We start from the raw sequence: 25,337 nt of genomic DNA on the forward strand, positions 1-25,337 counted from the left end.
AAGTACTTACTTGTGATTGAGTGTTGTGACTCCGGCCACTTGGACGGGACCGCTCGTTGCACGCAGAGGACAGCCCATGACACTCGACACCGCACCGTCACACCGACTTTCCCCGTCGTGGCTGCAGACGGTGTCCGACGCGCTGCGAGGTGCGGCCGGTGTCGTGATCACCACGGCGGCGTTCCTCGTCGCCGTCATGGTCCTGGTGCTCGCCCAGATCGTCGTCGTCGCCACCCGCGCGGCCGGCGACCTCACCTGAGTTCGCGCGGCCTCTGTCGAAAACCGCCCCACAAATCGGCCCCTTAGCGAGCGTCGGACGCCTATTTGTCGGCCTATGCCCTCTCCAGGGCGGATTGCTGGGGCGGATTTCGGACTCGGTGAACGGTTGCGCTTCCGAACAGGAGACTCGCCGACGTCAGGCTTCCGGGGCTTCGTGATCTCCCTCGTGGTCGCCGATCCGACGGTCGCCGACTCGTTTCTGCTGCCGGCGATCGAGGCCGGCGCCACCGTGCTCAAACCTGCCAAGAAGTCCTTCTGGGGGTACGGCGGCGTGGTTCAGGCGCCCGACGGCGCGATCTGGAAGGTCGCCAGTTCGTCGAAGAAGCCGACGGGCGCGCCGGAGCGGAAAGTCGACGACCTGGTCCTGCTGCTCGGGGTCGACGACGTCGCGGCGACCAAGGAGTTCTACATGACCCACGGATTCACCGTCGCCAAGAGCTTCGGCCGAAAGTATGTGGAGTTCGAGAGCGCTCCGAATTCGATCAACGCCGACTCGATCAAGCTCGCGCTGTACGGGCGCAGGGTCGCGGCCAAAGATGCGGGTGTCCAACCGGACGGTTCGGGTTCCCATCGTCTGGTGATCGGCGGTGATGCCGGGGAGCTGACCGATCCGGACGGCTTCGCATGGGCGACCGCACCCCGTTCGCTCCTGGCATAAATCAGTCGGGAACAACTTTCCTGCCACCTGGGTTGAGTCGGTCAGACTTAACTCTGGAGGTTTCATGTCACAGACATATTCACTGCCGGTTCTCTTCGTTCCCGACGTCGTCGTGCTGCCCGGCATGGTCGTGCCCATCCCGCTCGACGATGCCGCGCAGGCCACCGTCGACGCCGCCCGGGCGAGTGAGACCGGGAAACTGCTGGTCGCGCCACGTCTGGACGACCGGTATCCCACTTATGGCGTCATCGCGTCGATCGTGCAGGTCGGACGCATCCCGGGTGGCGGCCTCGCCGCCGTCGTCAAGGGTGAGCAGCGTGCGCAGATCGGTACCGGAACACCTGGCCACGGAGCAGCGCTCTGGGTCGAGGTGACCGAGGCCGAGTCCGCCGACATCACCGACGAAGACCGCGAACTGGCGGCCGAGTACAAGAAGCTCGTCTTGGCGATGCTGCAGCGCCGGGAGGCGTGGCAGCTCATCGATGCCGTCAACAAGATGTCCGATCCGTCGGACCTCGCCGACACGTCGGGGTACGCGTCGTGGCTGTCCGACGAACAGAAGCGTGAGCTGCTCGAGACCCCGGTGACCGCGGCGCGGTTGCGCCTGCTCATCGAGTGGACCGGCGACCACCTCGCCGAGTCCGAGGTGACCGAGAAGATCGCCGAGGACGTCCGCGCGGGTATGGACAAGCAGCAGAAGGAATTCCTGCTGCGACAGCAACTCGCCGCCATCCGCAAGGAGCTCGGTGAGGACGAACCCGAGGGCGCGGACGACTACCGCGGCCGCGTCGAACAGGCGGACCTGCCGGAGAAGGTGCGTGAAGCAGCGCTCCGCGAGGTGGGCAAGCTCGAACGCGCCAGCGACCAGTCGCCGGAGACCGGATGGATTCGCACCTGGCTCGACACAGTCCTCGAGCTGCCGTGGAACACACGTACCGAGGACTCCACCGACGTGAAGGGCGCGCGCGAGATCCTCGACGCCGATCACCACGGTCTCGATGACGTGAAGGACCGCATCGTCGAATACCTGGCGGTGCGTGCCCGCCGCGCCGAACGCGGCCTCCAGGTCGTCGGTGGACGCGGGTCGGGCGCCGTGATGGTGCTCGCCGGCCCTCCCGGCGTCGGCAAGACCTCACTCGGCGAGAGCGTCGCCCGGGCGCTCGGACGCAAGTTCGTACGCGTCGCCCTCGGCGGCGTGCGCGACGAGTCGGAGATCCGCGGTCACCGTCGTACCTACGTCGGCGCGCTTCCCGGCCGGATCGTGCGGGCCATCGGCGAGGCGGGGTCGATGAATCCCGTTGTGTTGCTGGACGAGATCGACAAGGTGGGGTCGGACTACCGGGGCGACCCGGCGGCGGCTCTGCTGGAGGTCCTCGACCCCGCGCAGAACCACACCTTCCGCGATCACTACCTCGATCTCGATCTCGACCTGTCCGACGTGTTGTTCCTCGCGACGGCCAACGTCATCGAGAACATCCCGTCGGCGCTGCTCGACCGGATGGAGCTGGTCACGCTCGACGGCTACACCGAGGACGACAAGGTCGCCATCGCCCGCGACTACCTGCTACCCCGGCAGGCCGAGCGTGCGGCGCTGACCGCCGACGAGGTGACCGTCACCGATGCGGCGTTGCGGGAGATCGCGGCCAACTACACCCGCGAACCCGGTGTGCGACAGTTCGAACGGCTGCTCGCGAAGGCGTTGCGCAAGGCTGCGACCAACCTCGCGGTCGAATCGGGGGAAGGAGACAAGGCGACGGCTCCGGTCACCATCGACGAGCCGGACCTGCGCGACTACCTCGGTCGGCCGCGGTTCACGCCGGAGGCGGCGGAACGGACGGCGGTCCCCGGTGTCGCAACGGGTCTCGCGGTCACGGGAATGGGCGGCGATGTCCTCTTCATCGAGGTCAACGCCACCGAGGGCGAGCCGGGTCTGAAGCTGACCGGGCAGCTCGGCGACGTGATGAAGGAGTCGGCACAGATCGCCCTGTCGTACGTGCGGGCGCATGCCGAGCAACTCGGCGTCGACCCGAAGGCGCTCGACAAGACCATCCACGTGCACGTTCCGGCCGGAGCGGTGCCCAAGGACGGTCCGAGCGCCGGCGTCACCATGGTCACCGCGCTGGTGTCGATGGCGACGGGTCGTCAGGTGCGCAGCGATGTCGGGATGACCGGCGAGGTCACACTCAACGGGCGCGTCCTGCCGATCGGTGGGGTCAAGCAGAAACTGCTTGCCGCACAACGCAACGGACTGAAGACCGTCTTCATCCCGCAGCGCAATGAGCCCGACCTCGACGACGTGCCGGCCGAGGTGCTCGACGCCCTCGACGTGCGGCCGATGACCGACGTCGCCGAGATCGTCGCGCAGGCACTGGAAGTCGCAGCCGACGCGCAGGTGACCGCGGCCTGACCCTGCTCTGTGACCCAACACCCCGGTAGACACGTGGAAACCACGTTCTGCCGGGGTGTTGGCGATTGTCAGAATGGCGGCGGGTCGTCGTCGTGGGTGGAAGGCTGATTGTCCAGCGCCTCGGCGCGGGCATGACGTGCTTCTCGTTGTTTCTTGTTGTGGGCGCGTTCTTCTCGCCGCTTCGCGTGTTTCGCGGCGGTTCGTTCGGTGATCGTGCGTGGTTGTCGGTGTGGCCGCTCGGGCACGATGATCCGCGGATTCGGTGGGGCTTTCGCGGCTTGCTCGAACCGGATACGACGCAGGTTGGGGAAGAGGTCCTCGAGGGTTTCGGCCTCGCCGGGGATGACGAACCCCTCCGGAGTCACGAATTCGGTGACCAGACGACCCTCATCGTTGCGGTACTGCACATCCGTCCACTCACCATGCGTTTTGTGCAGATGACCGGCACGGCACTTGGCGTTGAGGTTCTCACTGCAGGTCGCACCCCCGCGGGCAGGGTGTGCGTGGTCGTACTCGGCGACATGATCGACATCGGCGGTGAATGCCGAACGCGTGCAACCCGGTTCAGTGCAGTAACCGTCACGCACCCGCACGAACTCCGCACACGCACTCGTCGGCCGATACGGGTCACCCGGTTGGGCACCCGGAAAGACCACCACAGCCTCCGGCGGTGACTGACCACCGGCGACGATTCGCGACGGTGGTGTGCGTACCGGGGTGACCGGTCGGATGGTGGCGTCGGGCCGGGCGGCGAGGTCGCGTACGTGTACGTCGGAGATGACTCCGTGCCCGTCGACCCACCCGGGGCCCGACCCGCCGGCGAGGGTGACGGCGTCGGTCACGACGTGGATGACGATCTCGGTGCCTGGCCCCGCATCGGCAGGATCGAAAGGTGTGGCGGTGCAGTCGGACTGACCGCAGGCGCACGTGAACGCCGTGTTGGTGAGCAACGCGCACATGGCATCGGACTTACGTTGCCCGAGGGTGCGCCCGTCGCGGTCGCACACCGATGCGGCGAGCGCACGCACCGAGGCGTCGCACGCCCGGATGTTCTCCGCCGCCATGACCGCGGTGATCTCACCGGTCCCGTCGCCGTGGTTCTCGGTCCACACGCCACGCTTGTCGAGCGCTTCGCGGCGCCGCTGGCGGACCGCGTCGGCGTCGTGGCCGAAGATCAGACGGTCGATCATGTCACGCAGACCCGAGGTCGACCACGACCCGACCCGAGTGCGCAGCAGGTCGGCGATCGATTCATCGAGAACCTCGATGATCCGACGACTGTCGGGGTCCTCGGGATCGAGAAGATGGTCATCGGACACCAGGTGAGTACGACCGATGATCTCGCGGATCTGATGCGGCGCGATGATGCCGTCGCGCAACGTCTCCAACACCCGCGGCAACCGACTCCGCAGACACAGCGCCTCATCGACCACAACCCCCGCCCGGAAGCGGCTGATACCGGCCTCCCGGGAGACCCGGGCGACGATGTCACCGAACCCGTCGGAGACATAACTGTTGCCGACCGGGATCAACAACCGGTCGCACAGCACCAGGATCGTCTGATAGCGGCACCACGCCAGATACGACTCCCCGGCGCGGATCGAACCCAGCCGCCGCATATGAGTAGCGGTGTCAGCATCGCCCGGGCAGGCAGGATCGACCCCGGCGAGAAACCCGCCCGGCAGATCGGCCCATGCCCCCACAGCAACTCCCCCCGAAGCCGTTGCAGCCCGGCCTCGTCGGCCGGTCCAACTGATACTCCGAAGGTAGACCCGACCACCGACAAGAATCGCGCGCCGATCCGTTACGTGAGCCCGGCGGTGCGGGCAACCTTCTCCGACAAGAGATACAACGCATACGCGAAATACGCCACGATCGCTGCGGGCAGGATCCACAAGGCGGCCACGGCCGCAACGAGACTCGCCGCCCACTGCCGTCCCCACAGCGGTGCGGCGATGAAGATCAACAGCAGCGAGAGCACGAGCGAGATCGCCGGCGACGACGTCGGCCACGTCCAGTCCAACAGCAGGGCCCCACTCGAACCGACGGCCGTGCAGATGCCGATGACACTCAGCACCAGCCACACAACCACACTGAGGCGTCGCCATCCACCGGCGACCCAGCGGGTGCGGAGCGCCACTGCCGACCACATGATCCACCGCTTGAGCCACGGGACCCCGGATGCCCGCATCATCTCGCGGAAGAAGCGATCGGACAGGGTGTCGCTGCCGAGTGCTCCGGAATTGGCGGTCCCCGTGATGAGTTCGTCGTGAATCAGCGCTGCCAGCGAATGCAGGCCGTAGGGGTTCTCGAACCAACGCAGGAACCGGGGGATCGAGGCGAGGTCGGTCGGGTTGTCGTCACTGGGCACAAATGTACGGGCGGCGTCGACGGCGCCCCGCGCGGCGGCTTCCGTCAGTCCTCGTTCGACCAGTTGCGTCACCAGGTACGCCTCGACCGCGGGATCGGAGAACCGAAAGGCGTTGCGCACGACGAACTGCCGTTCGTCGGTCTGCGCGATCTCGACATCGCCCATCCCGGTCGGATCGTCGACGACGAAACCCGACGTCGGCGCGACCCGCCATGGCACCCATCGCGCATCGCTCGGTGTGGTTGCGTTCATCACCACCTCCGCGTCGAAGGGATGCATCGACCGTACTCCGCTGCGTCCGGAAGGAACTCAGAACGGGGGCTCAGCCCGCGAGCAACACCTCCACCAACTCCCGGCCGGTCTCGATGGGAGCGGTGGAGCGGGCCATCTTCGATCCCGAGAGCGCACCGTCATAGACCACCTGGATCTGCCGTGCGGTCGCGTCGGGGTCCCGAAAGTCCAGTGCGCGCAGGTTGTCGGCCACGGTGTCGAGTAGCCATGCACGATGCGCCGTGATCGGGGGTAGGTCGGTGTCGGGGAACTCGGTGGCGGCGTTGGCGTACTGGCAGCCGCGGAAGTTGCGGGCCTGGGCTCCGGCGATGGCGAGGTCGAAGAAGGTCAGGATGCGCTCGCGGGGATCGGACAGGGTCTTCGTCGCCTCGAACCACCGGTTTTGATCAGCCTGATCCAAACGTTCGAGGTAGGCCACGACCAACGCGTCCTTCGATCCGTAGGCGGTGTACAAACTCGCCTTGGCGACACCGGACTCGCGCAGGATGAGGTCGATACCGACAGACCGGATTCCCTGTGCCGCAAACAATTCGGTGGCTGTGGTCAGGAGTCGGTCGGCCGGCGTGCCGGGCCCGGAGGTGGCGGGCAAGCGACCGGTACTCGCCTGTGCGGGGTTGCTCACAGTCCTCAGGGTAGACCACCAAGTGACATAGACAGACCGGTCTGTCTATGTCAAGGTCGGTGCGTCCCAAGCGGGCACATCAACGCAGAAAGGCTGACCCATGGCGCTCTTCCTCTACGAACTCGAACCTGCCGACAGCGATGCGGGCAAGGTCGAGGAACTCATCAAGGGACTCGACGCGCATCTGCGGACGGCCGGCGGCGAACTGATCGAGGCCCAGGTGTCCGAGGGTGCGGCGCGGCTGTTCGTGATCGCCGAGTTCCACGGGCGCAGCGCCGCCGGATTCGGCGAGGTCGATGCGTTCAGGGAACTGGTCGCCGCGGGGCCTGACGAGGTCCGGCTCGTCGGCGCCGACCTGGACGAGCTGAAGAAGGCGCGCCCGACCGCCGGCTACCTCGTCGAGTGGGACATCCCCGAAGCCATCGACATGGACACCTATCTCGCTCGCAAGAAGGCGAACTCTCCGAAGTACGCCGACGTTCCCGAGGTCAGCTTCCTGCGCACCTACGTCCGCGAGGACACCGACAAGTGCCTGTGCTTCTACGATGCCCCGGACGAGGCGGCCGTCCGTCACGCGCGCGAGGTCGTCTCGACCCCGGTGGACCGTCTCCACCGCCTGCAGGGCTGATCGACATGGCGCCGACGCTGACCGACGTGCTCGGCGAGGTCGTCACGTCTGTGGCCGATCGCGCCCGCGACCTCGATGCCGGGCACACCGACACGAGGGTCGACATCGCCGCGGCGGGTACGGCCGGACTCCTCGGTAGGGGAGTGGTCGACGGTTCGGTGGCTTCGATGATCGAGGTCATCGAAGATGTCTCCTCGGTGAGCTTGTCGGCCGGGTTCTCACTGTGGGCCCAACGGATGGCCATCGAATACGTGTCGCGAGCGCCGGAACCCCTGCGGGGCAAGCATCTTGACTCGTTGCTCACCGGCCGGCGGATCGGTGTCACGGCCATGGCGGCCGGCCTGAAGCAGGTCGCCGGGCTCGGCGAGGTACCCATCACCGGGCGCCGGAGCCGTGCCGGACTGGTCGTGACCGGCCCGATCCGCTGGGCCTCGAATGTCTACGACGAATCCCTGATCGTGTTGCCGGTGCGCACCGAGGACTCGACTCTCGTGGCCGTCGTCGATGCGGATGCGCCGGGCGTCGACATACGTTCCGCACCAGATCTCATCGGGCTGGGGTCCACGGCGTCGACGTCCCTCGCGCTCGACGACGTGGTGATCGACGAGGAGAACGTGATCTCGGCGGACCTGGCCGGTTTCGTCCGGGCGATACGGCCGGTGTTCCTGCTCCTCCAGTGCGCATTCTGCAGCGGAGCGATCCGTGCCGCACTCGACGGTGCCGGTGAGTCGCTGGCCGGCGTCAACGAGGTGTTCCGTCCCGAGTTCGACCAGCGGACAGAAGAGTTCGAGTCGATACGGGCACGCCTCGCGGCGTTCGCCGCCGAGCCGGCAACACCGTCGCCGGCCGATCTGATCCGGTTGCGTCTCGACGCCGCCCAGACCGCGGTCGCGGCCTCCCGGCTCGAGGCGACCGTCCGCGGCGGTGCGGGCTATGCGACCGGCAGCGACACCAACCGGCGTTTCCGGGAGACAGCTTTCATCCCCATCCAATCACCCTCGGAAGGACAACTGCGGTGGGAACTCGCGCAGTTCGAATAACTGGTGGCCGTAAAGCCTTTCGCGGCACGACGGTGCTGTCGGGAATCGACCTCACCGTCGACGACGGGGAATTCGTGGCCGTCCTCGGGCGCAGTGGCAGCGGAAAGACCACGCTGCTGCGTGTGCTCGCGGGTCTCGAAACCCTCGACGCCGGCGCCCTTGACTGGCAGGACGAGTCCGGCGGGGAGCGGCCGCACACGGGTGTGGTGTTCCAACGGGCACTTCTGATGCCGTGGCTGACCGTCGCGGAGAACATCCGGTTCGGAAGGCGATTCGCCGCGCACCGTGCGTCATTCGAGAACGACCACGCGCTCGGGCTGCTACACCGCTTCGGGCTCGACGGTCTCGCCGACCGGTACCCGGACCAGCTCTCAGGCGGTCAGGCGCAGCGGGTGGCGATCATCCGGGCGGCCGCGATCCGACCCCGTCTCCTCCTGCTCGACGAACCGTTCAGTGCACTCGATCCGGCCGTGCGCGGAGAGTTGCGGAACTGGCTGGCCGAGCTCGCCGCCGAACTGGGGATCACCGTGGTTCTCGTGACCCATGACGTCGACGAGGCGCTCGAACTCGCCGATCGGGTCGTCTTGTTGTCCGAAGCGGGCCGGATCGGCGGCGAGTGGCAGATCGACTCGGGCATCGGCCGTACCGATCCCGGGCGGCGCGCGGAGATCCTGACGCACTTCGGTCAACAGGTGGGGCAGCAGGTGTGAACGCGCCCATCTCGCGCCGACTCCTCCTCGCCGGGGCCGGCGGTCTCACCGTGGCGGGCGGCATCGGCGGCGTCGTCGGCTTGGGCCGGGCCGCCACGGCAGCGTCGCCGAGTGCGTCCGACGCGCTGCGCGTCGGGTACCTGCCGATCACCGATGCGGCACCGCTCCTCGTCGCACACGCCGCCGGGCTCTACGACCCGGCGGCGGTGAGTTCGACGAAGCCGGTGCTGTTCCGGAGTTGGTCATCGCTGGCCGAGGCCTTCGTGACCCGTAAGGTCGACGTCGTCCATCTGCTTATGCCGATGGCGGTCGCCCTCCGGTATGCGATGAAGAGTCCCGTGCAGGTGCTGGGCTGGAATCACACCAACGGTTCCGCACTGACCGTTGCGCCCGACGTGGTCGACCTCGAGCAGCTCGCCGGTGCCCAGGTGGCGATACCGGCCTGGTGGTCGATCCACAACATCATCCTGCAGCGGATGTTGCGGAGCCACGGATTGCGCCCGGTCATCCGCACCGGGGCGTCGCGGGGCGACAAGACCGTCGAACTGGTCGTGATGAGCCCCTCGGACATGGTGCCCGCACTGGCCAACGGCTCGATCGGCGGTTATGTCGTCGCCGATCCGTTTAATGCGATGGCCCAGGTGCGCGGGATCGGCCGTATCCACACCTTCCTCGGCGACGTATGGCGTCAGCACGCCTGCTGCGCACTCCTGGTCCATCAGTCGGCGATCGACGAACGTCCTGCCGCGGTGCAATCGCTCGCCGATTCCGTGGTCGCGGCCCAGCATCACATCGACCTGGACCGTCCCCGAGCCGCCGCGGAACTCGCCGGTGGGTACCTCCCGCAACCGAAGCCGGCCATCGCCAAGGCTCTGACCTACGACCCGGCCGACTTCGCCGTGGCCAACGCCGACTGGCAGCCGCAGCGACTCGGCTTCCAGCCGTTCCCGTTCGCGAGTTTCACCGAGCGGCTCGTCAACGAGATGGACAACACCCTCGTCGACGGCGACCGCCGCTTCCTCGGACGCCTCGATCCGACAACCGTGCACGCCGACCTCGTCGACGACCGATTCATCCGTAATGCCATCGGATTCCGCGGTGGCGCAGCCGCTCTCGGGCTACCCTCCGATCTCACGAGAACCGAACAGGTGACGTCATGACGCTGCTGACCAAGGAGAAGGCCTCGACGGCCCCGCGCCGGCGATCCGGTTCCGTCATCGCCCCGCCGCTGATCGCGATCGCGGTGCTGATCGCGATCTGGTGGACGACGACGACGGTCGTCCCCGCAGAGGACTCCCTCGCCCGCCAGTTCGCACCGCAGCGGGTGTTCCCGGCGATGCTGGAACTCCTCGACCGCGGTGTGCTGTTGCCCGACATCGGATTGAGCCTGTGGCGGTTGCTGATCGGTCTGCTGATCGCCATCGTCCTCGGCTTCCCGCTGGGACTGCTGATCGGTCTGAGCCTCACCGCGGAGCGCGCCGCGAATCCCATCGTCGCCTTCCTGCGGATGATCTCGCCGCTGTCGTGGGCCCCGGTCGCGGTGATGGTGTTCGGCATCGGCAACGAACCGGTCATCTTCCTGATCGCGATCGCGGCGATCTGGCCGATCGTCATCAACACGGCCGCCGGGGTGAAGTCGATCGACCCCGGTTTCGTCGAGGTCGCGCGATCGTTCCACGCCACGCGTACCGAGGTCCTCACGGCCGTGGTGATCCCGGCGATCGGCGGCAACGTGCAGACCGGCATCCGCGTCGCGCTCGGCATAGCGTGGGTCGTTCTCGTGCCCGCCGAGATGCTCGGTGTGCGTTCAGGGCTCGGCTACCAGATCCTCAACGCCCGCGATCAGCTGGCCTACGACCAGGTCGCCGCCCTGATCGTGGTCATCGGCATCCTCGGCTTCCTGCTCGATGCGGGAGCCCGGCTGCTGCTCACCCGACGACGGTGAGCGCCATGCGCTAGGTACCGGTGGACACGGCGTCGGTGTAGAACGCCATCCGTTCGCGGAGAGCGTCGGGGTCGATGCCGAACTCCTCGGGTGTGTACCGGTGTCTGCCCTTGCCGTGTCGCGGTTGCGCGGCATCGTGTTCGGCGAGCAGCGAGGCGACGTCGGGTGGATCGATGTCGGCTGCGGCGTAGACCCGGCCGATCGTTCTCTCGGGTTGGGCCACGAGGTCCCGGTAGTCGAGGTCCAGGATGGTGGCGGATGCGGCCGCGGGCGACGACCGGAAGTCGAGCGCTCGCCGGAACCACAGTTCGGACTGCTCGATCTGGAATCGGCCGACGTCGTGACCGTCCACGTCGTCGCTGTAGGTCGACCGGTAGGTCGCGAACAGGCTCGCGCCGGACGCCACGGTCTCCACGATGTCGCGGTGCAGGTGCACGATGCAGACACCAGGATACGTCGAGACGAGGTGCGCGAGTTCGGGAGTGTGTGCCGGGGCCTTGAGCAGCCAGCGTCGGTCCGACCCGTCGTCGAGGAGCTGCAACATACGGCGGTGCGCTGTGTACTCATCGGCGAAGTCCTGGGTGGCGAGCCATCTCGCGTAAGAGCCGAGGCGCATCGTCGAGCCGAATCCCCAGTTGCGCATGGTTGTTCCCATACCGAGTACACATTCCTCCGGGAGGAGCGGACCGGAATCGTGCACCGCCGCCATCGCCGGGTTCAGCAGGTGCAGCGGGTTGGGTTCGGCGGCCTGGGCTTCGATGAGTCGCTCGCGTTCGGCGGAAGCGAGACCCGCGGCGCGCCAGGGTGCATAGAGTTCGAGCGGCCGAGGGGCGCGGAGGCGCGGATCGCGGGCCAGGAGGCGGAACAGGAACGTCGTCCCGGTCCGCCACCCGCCGATGATCACGATCGGCGGGGTGAGGGCGCGGTCGGCGATCGTGGGGTCGGCCCCCAGCGTGGCGGCGAGGATCGACCGCGCGCGCAGCTTGCCGGTCACGGCATCCCGCGCGTTGCGGACGCCGATCGCGTTCAACCGCCCATCGTCGGCTGCGGAGTCCAGGAACCGCTCGAGACCCGGACGCCACTGAGCGGGATCGCCCAGCCCGGCGGTTCCGTGCTTTGCGGTCGCCCGTTCGACGATCCGGCCGGCTTCCCCCGCACCGAGTCGATACGACTCGGGATTCGCGACGCGGTCGGCTTCGGCAGTCGCGTAGACACCCGTCGCGGCCTCGGTTCTGGGTGGCGGTGTCCACTCGGTCATTCGATGCCTCGAAGGTCATCGAGCCGTGCCACCCGCGCCGACGGCAGGGCGGGGGTGACCGCCGGGTGCAGAAAGCGCATCACGACGACCCCGAAATATCGTCCCTCCGTGTCGATCCAGTCCACCTCGCCGCCCGGATCCTCGGCGGCGACGACGAATCGGTACCGGCCGTCGACAACGCGTGCGGTCGTACCGGTGTAGGACACCGGTCGGTACCGGTGATCCAGCGAGTTCAGAAATCGGCTGTACGCCAGAATGTTCCAGTAGCGGCAGTCGACTTCGTCCCCCTCGATGACCAGAGCCTCACCCGATCCGAGTTCCCAGCCGCCCCGAACGTAGTGGATGCCGGGCTCGGTGAACACCGCACCGCCTGTCATCTCCGCCCAGTGGCGCAACGTGTTCGGCTGTGCTCGATCCTCCGTCGTGGAGACCTCGAAGATCGTGGGCAACATGGACGTCGTCGCGGCGAGGGTGCCGAGTTGCGCACAAAACCGTCCGGGATCGATCGACGGCGGCACCCCGGGCTCGGCAAGGGGCTCGATCCGGCACGATCCCGGCCCGTCGTGCGCGACGTCGTCGTAGAAAAACCTCACCCAGATGACCGCGGAGCCGTCCGGGAGAGCCAGGCGGTCACCTGTTCCCGCACCCGTTCCGCCGAGGGTGACCGCGAAGTCGCCGGCGTCGTCGAAGCCGATCGAGTCGCTGTCGATCCGCGCCGTCGCCTCGGAGTTGATGCCGCCGGTGCGTCGGTAGACGGTGACCGAAACGTAGGTCGCGTCGCCCCGCGACCCGTGGATACGGTAGCTCCGGTCACCTCGTACCTCGGTCACCCAGTATCCGAAGTCCGGGTTGTCCATGAGGAACTTGTGGCGCCAACCGTTGAACGGCACGAGTTCGGGTCGTTCGCGATCGACGTCGAAGCGCGACAGCTGATTCGACAGGCCGCGGAGAAGGGCTCGGTACCCGTCGGCCTGTTCGGTCGGCTCGAGGCCGGCGGTATCGGCGGCGAGCTTGTCTCCGGCCGCACGCATCGCCTCGACGAGCGAGTTCCAGGCTGTCACTTCCGGCCGCGGATTCTCGCTCACGATCGACGCACCCGGTCGTCCTGGCGGTAGTGCGGTCCCACGTCGTCGACGAGGATCCCGGGTTCGGCCGCGACGACCGCGGGGATCGCGTCCAGCACCGCACGGACCGAGGCAGTGGTGATCGGATTGGTGTGCCCGGCAGCGATCCCGAACTCCAGCTGGCTGCGCATCTCGGCCGGGTCGCCGCTGATGATCAGCGTGTAGGCGATGGGACTCGTGAAGTTGCCGAACGGGAGGTCGTCACCGCGGTAGACGATCTCGGGCGCCAGATACCAGCACTCCTCGTTCGTGAAGAAGTGGTGCTCGCCGAGATAACCCCGATGGGTCAGATGCAGGGCCGCGGCGGTGCCCGCCCTGATCGTGGCCTTCCCCACCTGGGTGTCGCGCTCGGCGGGCAGGCCCCGCAACGAGGTCTCGACGCGGACGTCGGAGCTGTCGGCGCCGTAGAGAGTGTGCGCGACATTGCCGGTGAGGTCGCCGTAGTAGAGGTCGCCGCCGCGGGCGACCGGCGACTCGGGTCCGAGGCTCTCGGGGTCGGCTCCGAAACCGAGTGCTTCCAGACCTCCCCACATCGCGCCGGCGCGGGAGAAGTCGACGGCCTCCACCGAACGTATGTGGCTGACCGACGACATCGCCTTGGCCATCGTCATCGCCAGGCGTTCGACGATGAAGGTCGGATGCACACCGGTCCCGTGCAGGGTCGCCCCACCGGTCAGGCATGCCTCCAGCATCCGTTGCGGTGAACGCCGGAAAGCGCTGGCCCAGTTCGGCATCGACACATTGTGATACGCGGCCGTCGCCACCACATTCGTGCCCGACTCCAGCAGGTCGGCGACGTCGTCGTCGAGGCCTTTGAAAACCGCTGCGGGAGCCGGGGACACGACGACACAGTCGACATCGAGCGCCTTGATCTCGTCGCGATCGGTGGTGGCCCGGATGCCGATCGGGTCGATACGCACCAGTTCCCCCACATCCCGGCCGTTCTTCCCCGGGCTGCGGACGAGTGCGCCGACGACCTCGAAGCCGGGATCGGCGACGGCGGCGCGGATGACCGCGCCGCCTACCTCACCGGCCCCCCAGACCGCGATCCGTACGGGTCGGCCGAGCCCGGCGGGGTCGGGGATCGTCGGGCGTGGCGTCATCGGCGGTCCTCGGGTCAGGGGGGCGCACCCTCAGGGGGTCGCGCACTGGAAGTGGAATCGAAGTGGAATCGTCTGGTTCCTGTTGAAATGTGCCGTGCCCGACCCCGGGTGTCAAGGTCCGATCGACCGGCGACGGCCTCCGACCTGCGGCGCCCGGCTTGAGCGGACTCTGCTCAACTTTTTTCGATAGTCCGGGAACAATCCGCCAACGGTGCCCGTTACACACTTCGAGAAACCTGAGCGATACGGACTCAAGAAGGTTTGACTCGGACCCACTTTTTCAGTAGGACATGAGTCGGACGCACTGAAGTCCGGTCCCGCGGAGTTTCGCCACGACATCCCCGCGGTCGCGAGACCTCGGGACAAGGACTCGGGTGCACACCCGCAAACTAGGAGGAACCCAAACATGTCTCGTGCTGTTGGAATCGACCTCGGTACCACCAACTCGGTGGTGGCCGTGCTCGAAGGCGGCGAGGCCGCCGTCATCGCCAACGCCGAAGGCGCGCGGACCACACCGTCCGTGGTCGCGTTCGCGCGTAACGGCGAGGTGCTGGTCGGTCAGCCCGCGAAGAACCAGGCGGTCACCAACGTCGACCGCACCATCCGCTCCGTCAAGCGCCACATGGGCGAAGGCGACTGGACCGTCGAGATCGACGACAAGAAGTACACCCCGCAGGAGATCAGCGCGCGCACGCTCATGAAGCTCAAGCGCGACGCCGAGTCGTACCTGGGTGAGGACGTGACCGACGCGGTCATCACCGTCCCGGCCTACTTCAACGACGCGCAGCGTCAGGCCACCAAGGAAGCCGGCCAGATTGCCGGCCTCAACGTGCTCCGCATCGTCAACGAGCCCACCGCGGCTGCTCTGGCGTACGGACTCGACAAGGGCGAGAAGGAACAGACCATCCTGGTCTTCGACCTCGGTGGCGGTACCTTCGACGTCTCGCTGCTCGAGATCGGCGACGGCGTGGTCGAGGTTCGTGCGACCTCCGGCGACAACCACCTCGGTGGTGACGACTGGGATCAGCGCGTCGTCGACTGGCTCGTCGAGAAGTTCAAGAGCCAGAACGGCATCGACCTGACCAAGGACAAGATGGCCCTCCAGCGCCTCCGCGAGGCTGCCGAGAAGGCCAAGATCGAGCTCTCGAGTTCGCAGAGCACCTCGATCAACCTGCCCTACATCACCGTCGACGCGGACAAGAACCCGCTGTTCCTCGACGAGCAGCTCTCGCGCAGCGAGTTCCAGAAGATCACCTCTGATCTGCTGGAGCGCACCCGCGCACCGTTCCAGGCCGTCATCAAGGATGCGGGCATCTCCGTCGGCGACATCGACCACGTCGTGCTCGTCGGTGGTTCGACCCGTATGCCGGCCGTCACCGACCTGGTGAAGGAACTGACCGGTGGACGTGAGCCCAACAAGGGCGTCAACCCGGACGAGGTCGTCGCCGTCGGCGCCGCACTCCAGGCCGGTGTGCTCCGCGGTGAGGTCAAGGACGTGCTGCTGCTCGACGTCACCCCGCTCTCCCTCGGTATCGAGACCAAGGGCGGCGTGATGCACAAGCTGATCGAGCGCAACACCACCATCCCGACCAAGCGGTCGGAGACCTACACCACGGCCGAGGACAACCAGCCGTCGGTGCAGATCCAGGTCTATCAGGGTGAGCGCGAGATCGCCTCCCACAACAAGCTGCTCGGTAGCTTCGAGCTCGGCGGCATCGCCCCCGCGCCGCAGGGTGTCCCGCAGATCGAGGTGACCTTCGACATCGACGCCAACGGCATCGTGCATGTCACCGCGAAGGACAAGGGCACCGGCAAGGAGAACTCGATCCGCATCCAGGACGGTTCCGGCCTGAGCAAGGACGAGATCGACCGCATGATCAAGGACGCGGAGGCTCACGCCGACGAGGACCGCAAGCGTCGCGAGGAGGCCGAGACCCGCAACCAGGCGGAGTCGCTGGTCCACCAGACCGAGAAGTTCCTCAAGGAGAACGAGGACAAGGTCCCGGCGGAGCTGAAGGAGAAGGTCGAGGCGGCCGTCACCGGAGCGCAGGAAGCGCTGAAGGGCAACGACTCCGCGGCCATCAAGTCCGCGATCGAGAAGCTGTCGGAGGAGTCGCAGGCCCTCGGGCAGGCGATCTACGCCAACGCCGCCGCCGAGTCGCCCAACGGTGAGTCCGCCGCGGCCGACAGCGATCCCGATGTCGTCGACGCCGAGGTCGTCGACGATGCCGACTCGAAGGAGAACAAGTGACCGCAGGAGCCCATTCGGCGAATGGGTCCGGCGAGGAGCCGGTGACGGTGACCGATCGTCGTCGCATCGACCCGGAGACGGGTGAGGTGCGCGACGAGCCGGCCGCCGGGCCCGGCCCGGCCGATGCCGGACCGATCGTCGACGAGTCCCAGGCTGATGAGCAGCAGGCCGACGGCGCAGCCGGCGAACCGGACGCCCGCGTCGCCGAACTGACCGCCGACCTGCAGCGTGAACGCGCCCAGTTCGCCAACTTCCGGCGGCGTGCCGCCGAGGAGAAGCAGGGCTCGGTCGCCTACGGCAAGCAGATCCTGATCGACAAGCTGCTCCCGATCATCGACGACCTCGACCGTGCCCGCGAGCACGGCGATCTCGACAGTGGTCCGCTGCGTGCGGTCGCCGACAAGCTGAGCGGTGTGCTGTCCGCCGAAGGCCTCGTCGCCTTCGGCGCGGCAGGAGACGAGTTCGATCCCGAACTCCACGAAGCCGTTCAGCACGACGGCACCGGGGCGCATCCGGTGATCGGATCGGTGTACCGATGCGGTTACCGGCTGGGCGAGAAGGTGATCCGCACCGCGATGGTGACAGTCACCGATCCCGCCCCCGCGGCCGACCAGCCCGGTGCACAATAGAACGACTGTCGACCCTGAGGTGCGAGGAGCGCGAACCGCGAACCTCGCACCTCAGGTTCTTCCCAAGACATTCATCCAGACAACAGAACTCAAGGAGGTGACGTCTGGTGGCACCACAACGTGAGTGGTTAGAACACGACTTCTACAAGGACCTGGGCGTTGCTTCTGACGCTTCGGCTGAAGAGATCAAGAAGGCCTATCGCAAGCTCGCGCGCGAGCTGCATCCGGATGCGAATCCGGGTGACACCGCGGCCGAAGAGCGCTTCAAGCGGGTGTCCGAAGCCCACAGCGTGCTCGGCGATGCCGAGAAGCGCAAAGAATACGACGAGACGCGTGCCATGTTCGCCGGCGGACGATTCCGTGGCGGCGGCAATGGATTCCCCGGCGGATTCCCCGGCGGCGGAACCACCTACACCACCGGCGGCGGCAACGACTTCGACCTCGGCGACCTGTTCGGCGGGGCGCAGACCGGCGGCGGGGGCGGCGGCGGTTTCGGCGACATCTTCGACGGCCTGTTCAACCGCGGCGGCGGAACGCAACGTACCTCGACGGCGAGCCGTCCGCGTCGCGGCAAGGACCTCGAGACCGAGACCACGCTCTCGTTCTCCGATGCCGCGCTCGGCACGACCGTCCCCCTGCGGGTGACCAGCCCGTCGCCCTGCACCACCTGCCACGGTTCGGGCGCCAAGCCCGGTACCAGCCCGCGGGTGTGCGCACACTGCAACGGTTCCGGGTTCGTGAGCCGCAACCAGGGTGCATTCGGATTCAGTGAGCCCTGTCAGGACTGCCAGGGCACCGGGTCGCGGATCGACGATCCGTGCACCGACTGCGAGGGCAGCGGCGTGAAGGTCCGCGCGCGCACCATCAACGTACGGATTCCGGCGGGAGTCGAGGACGGGCAACGCATCCGGCTCGCCGGACAGGGCGAGGCCGGCCGACGTGGAGCACCTTCGGGTGACCTCTATGTCGTCGTGCACGTGACCCCGCACAAGTACTTCACCCGCAGCGGCAACGACCTCCGGGTGCAGCTACCCGTGCGGATCTCCGAACTCGTTCTCGGAGCCACCGTCTCGGTCCCCACGCTGGAGGGTTCGGTCGGGGTCAAGATCCCGCCGAACACCACCGACGGCCGCACCTTGCGCGTGCGCGGTCGCGGGGTACCCAAACGGTCCGGCGGTGCGGGCGACCTACTCGTCACCGTGAAGGTCGCGGTCCCGAACAAACTCGACGAGGCCGCGGTAGAGGCGATGCGCGCCTACGATCAGGCCGAGCGGGCAAGCGGTTTCGACCCGCGGGCGGACTGGGGGCGATGAGTGATGGCCGGCCAGAAGAACTTCGACGCCGACGGCGCGACCTTTCTGATCTCGGTGGCCGCCGAGCTCGCCGGTATGCACGCCCAGACCCTGCGGACCTATGACCGATTGGGCCTGGTCACCCCACAGCGGACGAGTGGCGGCGGTCGTCGCTACTCGTCCCGTGACGTCGAACTCCTGCGGGAGATCCAGCGCCTCTCCCAGGAGGAGGGCGTCAATCTCGCCGGGATCAAGCGCATCATCGACCTGAGCAATCAGGTCGAGGCGCTCCAGCACCGCGTCCGCGAGCTCACCGACGAGGTGCAGGCCTCGCGGGCGCGGCGTGGCGGCGAACTCGTCCCGGTGCCGCGCACCAACGCGCTCGTCGTCTGGCAGCCGCGACGCAAGCGCACCACCGACTGACAGCCCACCCTCGCCGGGCCCGACACGTGATCGGGCCCGGCGTCGTGCTGCCCGGACGTGGTTTCGACGCGAGCCCGCGAACGTGCGTAACGTTGACCGCATGGCTTCTGAACCCGTCACCACCGTCGACTCCGGTCCGCACAAGGTCTCCCGACGGGTGGTCTGCAACGCCCCGGCCGCCGAAGTGTTCGCGCTCGTGTCGAACCCCCACCGGCATCCCGAACTCGATGGCTCCGGAACGGTGCGCGACACCCCCGTCAGCGGGCCCGAGACGCTGACCCGCGGGGCGCGATTCAGCGTCGGGATGAAGCAGTACGGCGTCCCGTACAAGATCACCTCGACCGTCACCGACTTCGAACCCGACCGGGTCGTCGAATGGCAGCACCCGATGGGACACCGCTGGCGGTGGGAGCTCGAGTCGACCTCACCGACCACCACTGCCGTCACCGAGACCTTCGACTACTCGACGATCCGGGTGCCCAAGATCATGGAACTGATCGGCTACGACAAGAAGAACGGCAAGGGGATCGAGGGCACACTCCGGGCGCTCGCCGCCCGGTTCGCCTGAACCGCCCGCCGATGGACCCCTCCGCCGGTTCGTCGCAAGAGTCCGATGCCCCGGGCGAACCTGTCGTCGTCCTCGGTGTCGTCGCCGCGCCGGGCCAGGCGATCGGTCTCGCGCGCAAACTCGTCGACGCCGGCCTGGCCGAGCATGTCCAGACCACGTTCCCCGGCGCCCGATGGCAGGTCGAACTCGTCGAGGCCGGCCTCGTACAGCCGCCGGCAGGCGACGCCGAGATCGTCGATGCCACGAGAGATCTTCTGCTCGAACGTGAATGGGACCTCGTGGTCTGCCTGACAGATCTTCCGCTGCATGTCGGCAAACGCCCGGTCGTGGCCCACGCCAACGCCGTGCACGGGGTTGCGGTCCTCTCGGTGCCCGCGCTCGGTGCGACCGGCGTACGGCAGCGGACCCGCGGGATCGTCGCCGGACTCGTCGGGCAACTCCTCGGCGCGGACGCCGACGACCTGCGCGAACACCAGACGTCGCGGGCGCGATCGGCGCTGCGCCATCGTGTCCGTCAGCTGGGGACCGACGTCGACGACGAGGGCACCGCCTTCACCGCGCGCGTCCTGACGGGGAATCTGCGTCTGCTGAGCGGCATGGTGCGGGCCAACCGCCCGTGGCGGCTCGCCCTCGGCCTGAGCCGCGCGCTCACCGGTGCGATCGCGGCCGGGGTCTTTGCGCTGGTGACCGCCGACATCTGGTTGCTCGCAGACACATTCGGCGGAATTCGCCTGACCGGGGTTGCCCTCGGCTCGATCATCGCGATCACCGCGACACTGATCGTGGGTGCCGACCTCTGGGAACGGGGCAGTTCCCGTCAGACCCGGGAACAGGTCGCGCTGTTCAACATCGTCACCGTGATCACGGTGGTCCTCGGTGTCGGCGCCTTCTACGCGGCGCTGTTCGTCCTGTCCGCGCTCGGCGCGTTGTGCCTGGTGGTACCGCAGGTCTTCGGTGCGACGCTCGGTCACCCGGCCGGCTTCACCGACTACCTGGAGGTCGCCTGGCTGACGTGTTCGCTCGCGACCGTCGGCGGTGCGCTCGGCGCGGGCCTGGAAACCGACGAGGCGGTCCGCGACGCCGCCTACACCCAGCATCCCGCGGAGCCGATCTGAGTCGTACGCCGGATACGGCCGGGTGCCCCCCGCCACACGCCAGCCGCTAGGCTTGCGGGTCAGAACGCCACAGCAGGTCGGCGACGGGAGGTGAGCCATGTCCGAGGTACCGGGGAACGGTCCGATGCCCGGTTTCGTGGTCCTGGGTATCTCCGTCGTCGACGACCAGATCAGCTCGGTGGTTCGCGACGCCGATGGGCACATCCTGGCGAGCAATCTCGTCGATCTTCCCGATGCGTCGGCAGCAGGTGCCGAGGCCGCCATCGTCGAACTGGTCGATTCCGTCCCGGTGGAGGTCGATCGGATCGGTGTCTCGGCGTCGCGCGCGGACGTCCGCGATCATCTGGCGCGGGCCTTCGCGACCGATGCGGGCAACGGACCGTCCTGGGCCGGCAAGGTCGTCGTCACCGGTTACGCCGCTGCTCTCGCCGAGATCGCGTGCACACATTCGACGCGCGGTGGTGTGGTGGCCGTCGTCGACCTCGACCGCAATGCTGCACCCGCGGCCGGCACGACCCTCGCCACCGTCGACACCTCATCCGGCGCGGTCCTCGGCACGGCGGATTTCAGCCCGGGTGAGGTCGCCTCGGTCACCGACCCCGAGGCGGCGTCACGGCTCGCGACGGCGGTCACCGGGCTGCCGCGCGGGCGAGACGTCACGTCGGTGATCGTGGTCGGTCCGGGCGCACAACTCCCCGGGATCGCGCCGGCGTTCGAGTACGCGGCGCAGCGTCCGGTCACGGTCGCAGACAATCCATCCCTGGCCTCGGCGCTCGGCGCTGCCGATGCCGCGGTGGTCGCGCTGGCGGCTCCCGCGGTCGCGCCTCGGACGTCGACCGGGCGTCGATGGTGGTTCGTCGGCGCCGCGATCGGGGCCGCTGTGTTCCTGGGTGCCGTCGGGATCACGCTGATCCTGACCGCCGAGTCGACCATCGCCGAACCCGCCCCCGTCACGGTGACCCAGACGCCCGCGGCGGTCACCTCGACCGAGCAGGCGACGGTCACCGAGACCGAAACCGAGACCGATGTCCGCACCACGACGGTCACACGCACTCCGCGGCCCGTCACCCGGACCGAGACAGTGACCGAGTCGGCTCCCGAGACGTACACCGTGACCGAGACCGAGACGGTCTACTCGGCTCCGGCCGGTGGCGAGCCGAGCCTCGAAGTCCCCTGAACGGCAACCGGTTAGGGCGACGCAGGAGCTAGAACACGGGGTCGTGCTGGATTCGGCTGGCCCGGACACCAGCGATGATCAGGGTGCGTCGGGTGTTCTCGATCATCTGCGGTGATCCCGCGATCAGTACCTGCCGGTCGTGCCAGTCGCCTGTCCGGACCACCACCTCGGCGAGCGTGCCGATCTCGTGGTCGATGCCGAGCTCGGCGGGAGTCGCCACCGCGTTGATCCACCAGGGATCGGTCTGCTCCTGCGAGACCGCGGTGACGCGGAGCCATGGATTGGTCGACGCGATACGGCGCAGCACCGTCAGGTCGTACAGTTCGCCCGGGTGGCGCATCCCGTAGAAGATGTGGGTCTCCGGCGAATCCGCACGTGCGGACATCTCGATCAGCAGCGCCCGGAGGGGTGCGAGTCCGGTGCCGCCCGCGACCATCAGGACCTTGCTGTCGCGGTCGACGTGGAGAGTGCCGTGCCCCTGGGCAAGGGTCCACACGTCGCCGACGCTGGTCTCGCTCACGATCGCGGTGCTGACCGTTCCCCGGGGGATCGCGCGGACGTGGAACTCCAGTTCGCCGGCCGGGTTGGGCGGAATGGCAGGGGAGAGGTTGCGCCACTGTTTGGGCCACTGCGGGATGTGCACCTCGAGGTACTGCCCCGCGTTGAACGTCAGCGGGGAATGGGCGAGGAGCCGTACGACCGCCAGGTCTCGGGTGATCCGGTACTTCTCGACGACCTCGGCGGTCCAGCGCGCGGGGTGGGTCGCGCTCTCCGCCGCGCCCCGCATCACGCCGGTCACCAGCATCATCGCCTGCGAGATGGTCTGTTCGGTCTCGGCATCCCAGTAACCGGCCATGAGGTCGGCGAACTCGCCCATCAGCGCCGCGTACATCACGTGGTAGTGCTCGGGTTCGACCCCGAACTTCCGGTGATCGCGCCCGAGCTGCGCGAGGAACTCCACGAGTTCGGCGTGGCCGGACTCGGCCGGGATCGCTTCGAGGACATGGTCGATGACCCGATGGAAGGCGACGCGCTGGGCGGCCATCGACACCCCGAACAGGTCGCGCAGGTCGGGGTCGATGGCGAACATCCGGGTGTACACGTTGGTGACGAACCGGTCGGGTTGCCGATTGACAGCCGTCCGCAGTTGATGCAGCGCATGGCGCGAATGTGTCGCCATATCGAAAAGATCACACCTCCGTCGCGGCTCGTTTCCCCACCCGGTTCAAGAGACCCACACTAGTCCTTCGATGCGTGCGAATTCAGGATCCGGCATCGTATGTCGAGCGGTGATGAGGTGTGGCAAGGTACGGGGATGACGTCCCTCGAAGGGGTCCTCACGGGCATCGTTGATGCCCATGTGCAGCACTGGAACCCGCGGCGCACCCCGTGGGCGGCCACGCGCGCGTCGAGGTTGTACGGGTTCGTCCCCACATTGGGCGACCGGGTGTTCCCCCTCGTGGTCTCACGCGCCGACCGTGAGTACATCCTCACCCCGCGCACCGTCGCCCGGGCCTACGAGCCCCGGCAGTACGCCACCGACGCGGCGCTGGTCCCGACCGTGGCGGGGGTGCCGATCGACACCGTGGTCCACGTCGAGTCGCACTGGCGCCGCGAGGCCGCCGACGCGACGGAGACCCCGGTCGACAGCACCGCGGTGGAGGAGACGCGGTACCTGGAGAGTCTGCCGTTCGGCCAGGCGGGCAGCCCGCGTCTCGGTGCCGTCATCTCGCATGGCGATCCGCGGACCCGTACCTTCGCGGACATGCTCGACGAGCAGTTCGCGGCATCGCCTCGGTTCCGCGGTATCCGGATCGTCGCGTCGAGGCATCCCGATCCGCGCGTCCGCGACGGCGGTGACACCGACAACCTGCTGTCCTCGTCGGCGTTCCTGGAGGGTTTCGCCGAACTCGCGAACCGAGACCTCGTCTTCGAGGCCTCGGTCTACTCACACCAGCTGTATGACGTCATCCTGTTGGCCCGGGAGTATCCGGACACGACGATCATCCTCGACCACTTCGGCATTCCGGCCGGCGTGTTCGGTCCCGTGGGTGTGCGCACCGGCGCGACAGCCGCTGCGCGCGCGGACATCTGGCGATTGTGGCGGGAACGGATGACGACTCTGGCGACCTACCGGAACGTCGTGGTGAAGCTGTCGGGTCTGGCGATGCCGATTCTCGGCTACGGTCACGAACGATGGGGCAACATCGGCGGTCAGGCCACCCTGGCCGAGATGATCGGTCCCTTCGTCGAGCACGTCGTGACCCATTTCGGATCCGACCGCATCATGTTCGGGTCCAACTACCCGATCGACCGACCCAACGCCGCCGTCGACGTCCTCGTCGGAGCGCTGGTCGACTGCGTTTCCGAGTGGGGTTCGGAGGCCCTGCGGAAAGTGTTCCGCGACACCGCGGTTCGCGTGTACGCGATCGACGGTCCGAATTCCTGACCGCTCATCGGGTCCGGGTCCACCACGTCGAGCGCCGCGTCGGCTCCGGGACGGGAACGTCGCGCATCAGTCGGGTCAGGATCTCGACGAGGGCCGTACACGAGGGGTACCTGTCCTCGGGTGCCTTCGCCAGCGCCTTGGCGAAGATCGAATTCATCGCCGACGGCAACCAGGGGCGGCGTCGGGTGAGCTTGGGCGGCTCGTCGTTGAGGTGTGCGTAGGTGATCGCGAAGGCGGTGTTGCGCGGATACGGCGGTGTGCCGGTGATGAGTTCGACGAGCGTACAGGCGAACGCGTAGAAATCTGTTGCCGGCGTGAGCTTCTGCGCCTGCAGGAGTTCCGGTGAGGCATAACCGATCGAACCCTGGACGCGACCGTTGCGGGCGAGTGGTCGCGTGTCGTCGAGGAACTGGGCGATCCCGAAGTCCGACAGGTAGGCGTCGACGGGTGCGACACCTACCGATCGCGGGCCGGGGGTGCGTGACAGGAGGATGTTCGCGGGTTTGACGTCGCGGTGCAGGATGTCCTGCGCATGCGCGTGGTCGAGTGCATCGGCGATCTGCGCCGCGACACGCAGGATGGTGTCCATGTCCGGTTCGTCGCCGCGGTCCGGGACGAGTGCTGTCGCCGCCGGTCCGCCGATGTACTGCATGGTCAGCCACATCGACGGCAGGTGCCGTGGTCCGAGTGATCCGCGCGGCGAGGGGATCTCGCCGTGCGAGAGCATGCGCACGATGTGTGGATGGTCCAGCAGCGAGGCGATCCCGAATTCCCGTTCGAAGCGCTCGCGGACCCGCGCGTGATCGGCGGCGTTCGGGTGCAGGATCTTCAGCGCGACCGGTTCATCGCACCGATCGCGCTCGATGCGATGAACCCGGAACACGTCGGCGCTCGCCCCGCCACCGAGAAAGTCGTCGATGGTGAAGCCGGCGACACTCTCACCAACCTCGAACACCCTGCCAGGGTAGTTGTGCCAGTCTTCTGCGGACGGGAACTC

The 25,337-nt window shown here is 67.6% G+C and carries 23 protein-coding genes and 1 pseudogene; 16 read left to right on the forward strand and 8 right to left on the reverse strand.

Translation table 11 applies throughout. The features are described from left to right. Positions 1 to 76: 76 nt before the first annotated feature. The 3 genes from ACFW3F_RS18770 (at position 77) to lon (ending at position 3,344) form a co-directional block, all read left to right on the forward strand. Positions 77 to 259 (forward strand): hypothetical protein, encoded by a 183-nt coding sequence (locus ACFW3F_RS18770; RefSeq protein ID WP_388060012.1) that lies wholly within the window; start codon positions 77 to 79, stop codon positions 257 to 259. A gap of 75 nt (positions 260 to 334) precedes the next feature. Continuing rightward, positions 335 to 937: a glyoxalase gene (locus tag ACFW3F_RS18775; RefSeq protein WP_388060014.1), complete on the forward strand. Its 603-nt coding sequence runs from the start codon at positions 335 to 337 to the stop codon at positions 935 to 937. Between the two features lie 64 nt (positions 938 to 1,001). Further along, a complete protein-coding gene (gene lon / locus ACFW3F_RS18780; protein WP_388060016.1) occupies positions 1,002 to 3,344 on the forward strand; it encodes an endopeptidase La in 2,343 nt (780 codons plus the stop codon). A 68-nt stretch (positions 3,345 to 3,412) separates the two neighbouring features. On the opposite strand, the gene ACFW3F_RS18785 is transcribed toward lon, so the two are convergent. The 3 genes from ACFW3F_RS18785 to ACFW3F_RS18795 all read right to left on the reverse strand — a co-directional run bounded on the left by ACFW3F_RS18785 (position 3,413) and on the right by ACFW3F_RS18795 (position 6,637). Beyond that, on the reverse strand, positions 3,413 to 5,047 hold the full coding sequence (locus ACFW3F_RS18785) for a DUF222 domain-containing protein (RefSeq protein WP_388060018.1): 1,635 nt from the start codon (positions 5,045 to 5,047) through the stop codon (positions 3,413 to 3,415). A 101-nt stretch (positions 5,048 to 5,148) separates the two neighbouring features. Next, complete coding sequence (locus ACFW3F_RS18790; protein WP_388060020.1) at positions 5,149 to 5,967, reverse strand: DUF1353 domain-containing protein; 819 nt, start codon at positions 5,965 to 5,967, stop codon at positions 5,149 to 5,151. Positions 5,968 to 6,037: 70 nt separating this feature from the next. Beyond that, positions 6,038 to 6,637 (reverse strand): TetR/AcrR family transcriptional regulator, encoded by a 600-nt coding sequence (locus ACFW3F_RS18795; protein ID WP_388060070.1) that lies wholly within the window; start codon positions 6,635 to 6,637, stop codon positions 6,038 to 6,040. Positions 6,638 to 6,728: 91 nt separating this feature from the next. On the opposite strand from ACFW3F_RS18795, the gene ACFW3F_RS18800 reads away from it, so the two are divergent. The 5 genes from ACFW3F_RS18800 to ACFW3F_RS18820 are packed head-to-tail and all read left to right on the forward strand — an operon-like array spanning position 6,729 to position 10,951. Continuing rightward, on the forward strand, positions 6,729 to 7,256 hold the full coding sequence (locus ACFW3F_RS18800) for a DUF4242 domain-containing protein (RefSeq protein ID WP_388060022.1): 528 nt from the start codon (positions 6,729 to 6,731) through the stop codon (positions 7,254 to 7,256). Between the two features lie 5 nt (positions 7,257 to 7,261). Continuing rightward, positions 7,262 to 8,296, forward strand: a complete 1,035-nt coding sequence (locus tag ACFW3F_RS18805; RefSeq protein ID WP_388060024.1) for an acyl-CoA dehydrogenase — start codon at positions 7,262 to 7,264, stop codon at positions 8,294 to 8,296. Beyond that, a complete protein-coding gene (locus ACFW3F_RS18810) occupies positions 8,272 to 9,006 on the forward strand; it encodes an ABC transporter ATP-binding protein (RefSeq protein WP_388060026.1) in 735 nt (244 codons plus the stop codon). The genes ACFW3F_RS18805 and ACFW3F_RS18810 overlap by 25 nt, the downstream gene beginning before the upstream one ends. Continuing rightward, on the forward strand, positions 9,003 to 10,166 hold the full coding sequence (locus ACFW3F_RS18815) for an ABC transporter substrate-binding protein (RefSeq protein ID WP_388060028.1): 1,164 nt from the start codon (positions 9,003 to 9,005) through the stop codon (positions 10,164 to 10,166). Before ACFW3F_RS18810 ends, ACFW3F_RS18815 begins: the two co-directional genes overlap by 4 nt. Then, the gene (locus tag ACFW3F_RS18820; RefSeq protein WP_388060030.1) at positions 10,163 to 10,951 is read left to right on the forward strand and encodes an ABC transporter permease; all 789 of its coding nucleotides are present in this window, start codon (positions 10,163 to 10,165) and stop codon (positions 10,949 to 10,951) included. Before ACFW3F_RS18815 ends, ACFW3F_RS18820 begins: the two co-directional genes overlap by 4 nt. 10 nt (positions 10,952 to 10,961) lie before the next feature. Here ACFW3F_RS18820 and ACFW3F_RS18825 read toward each other — a convergent pair whose 3' ends face one another. From ACFW3F_RS18825 to ACFW3F_RS18835, 3 genes are read right to left on the reverse strand one after another with little or no spacing between them, the layout of a single operon-like run. After that, on the reverse strand, positions 10,962 to 12,209 hold the full coding sequence (locus tag ACFW3F_RS18825) for a sulfotransferase (RefSeq protein ID WP_388060032.1): 1,248 nt from the start codon (positions 12,207 to 12,209) through the stop codon (positions 10,962 to 10,964). Next, positions 12,206 to 13,294 carry a hypothetical protein gene (locus tag ACFW3F_RS18830; RefSeq protein ID WP_388060034.1) on the reverse strand — a complete coding sequence of 363 codons (1,089 nt, stop codon included), beginning with the start codon at positions 13,292 to 13,294 and terminating at the stop codon, positions 12,206 to 12,208. Before ACFW3F_RS18830 ends, ACFW3F_RS18825 begins: the two co-directional genes overlap by 4 nt. Then, on the reverse strand, positions 13,291 to 14,436 hold the full coding sequence (locus tag ACFW3F_RS18835) for a hypothetical protein (protein ID WP_388060036.1): 1,146 nt from the start codon (positions 14,434 to 14,436) through the stop codon (positions 13,291 to 13,293). The genes ACFW3F_RS18830 and ACFW3F_RS18835 overlap by 4 nt, the downstream gene beginning before the upstream one ends. Before the next feature lie 406 nt (positions 14,437 to 14,842). Between ACFW3F_RS18835 and dnaK the strand changes: the two genes are divergently transcribed. The 7 genes from dnaK (at position 14,843) to ACFW3F_RS18870 (ending at position 21,891) form a co-directional block, all read left to right on the forward strand. After that, complete coding sequence (gene dnaK, locus ACFW3F_RS18840) at positions 14,843 to 16,687, forward strand: molecular chaperone DnaK (RefSeq protein WP_388060037.1); 1,845 nt, start codon at positions 14,843 to 14,845, stop codon at positions 16,685 to 16,687. After that, the gene (gene grpE / locus ACFW3F_RS18845; RefSeq protein WP_388060039.1) at positions 16,684 to 17,316 is read left to right on the forward strand and encodes a nucleotide exchange factor GrpE; all 633 of its coding nucleotides are present in this window, start codon (positions 16,684 to 16,686) and stop codon (positions 17,314 to 17,316) included. Before dnaK ends, grpE begins: the two co-directional genes overlap by 4 nt. A gap of 107 nt (positions 17,317 to 17,423) precedes the next feature. Beyond that, entirely contained in the window at positions 17,424 to 18,629 is a 1,206-nt protein-coding gene (gene dnaJ, locus ACFW3F_RS18850) for a molecular chaperone DnaJ (protein WP_388060041.1), read from the forward strand. Between the two features lie 3 nt (positions 18,630 to 18,632). Beyond that, entirely contained in the window at positions 18,633 to 19,031 is a 399-nt protein-coding gene (locus tag ACFW3F_RS18855; RefSeq protein ID WP_004022370.1) for a heat shock protein transcriptional repressor HspR, read from the forward strand. Between the two features lie 100 nt (positions 19,032 to 19,131). Next, positions 19,132 to 19,599 carry an SRPBCC family protein gene (locus ACFW3F_RS18860; RefSeq protein WP_388060044.1) on the forward strand — a complete coding sequence of 156 codons (468 nt, stop codon included), beginning with the start codon at positions 19,132 to 19,134 and terminating at the stop codon, positions 19,597 to 19,599. Positions 19,600 to 19,610: 11 nt separating this feature from the next. Further along, the gene (locus ACFW3F_RS18865; RefSeq protein WP_388060046.1) at positions 19,611 to 20,714 is read left to right on the forward strand and encodes a hypothetical protein; all 1,104 of its coding nucleotides are present in this window, start codon (positions 19,611 to 19,613) and stop codon (positions 20,712 to 20,714) included. 97 nt (positions 20,715 to 20,811) lie between these two features. Next, complete coding sequence (locus ACFW3F_RS18870) at positions 20,812 to 21,891, forward strand: hypothetical protein (RefSeq protein ID WP_388060048.1); 1,080 nt, start codon at positions 20,812 to 20,814, stop codon at positions 21,889 to 21,891. A 28-nt stretch (positions 21,892 to 21,919) separates the two neighbouring features. Here the strand turns inward: ACFW3F_RS18870 and ACFW3F_RS18875 are convergent. Then, positions 21,920 to 23,080 (reverse strand): annotated as a pseudogene (locus ACFW3F_RS18875) (FAD-binding oxidoreductase); the annotation flags it as partial. A 126-nt stretch (positions 23,081 to 23,206) separates the two neighbouring features. Between ACFW3F_RS18875 and ACFW3F_RS18880 the strand changes: the two are divergent. Continuing rightward, positions 23,207 to 24,340, forward strand: coding sequence for an amidohydrolase family protein (locus ACFW3F_RS18880; protein WP_388060050.1), 1,134 nt, complete (start codon positions 23,207 to 23,209; stop codon positions 24,338 to 24,340). Between the two features lie 4 nt (positions 24,341 to 24,344). Here ACFW3F_RS18880 and ACFW3F_RS18885 read toward each other — a convergent pair whose 3' ends face one another. Continuing rightward, the gene (locus tag ACFW3F_RS18885) at positions 24,345 to 25,295 is read right to left on the reverse strand and encodes a serine/threonine-protein kinase (RefSeq protein WP_388060052.1); all 951 of its coding nucleotides are present in this window, start codon (positions 25,293 to 25,295) and stop codon (positions 24,345 to 24,347) included. Positions 25,296 to 25,337: the final 42 nt, after the last annotated feature.

Origin of the sequence: Gordonia sp. NPDC058843 (assembly GCF_042743165.1) — a bacterium.
In the GTDB taxonomy this organism is placed as follows: Bacteria; Actinomycetota; Actinomycetes; order Mycobacteriales; family Mycobacteriaceae; genus Gordonia.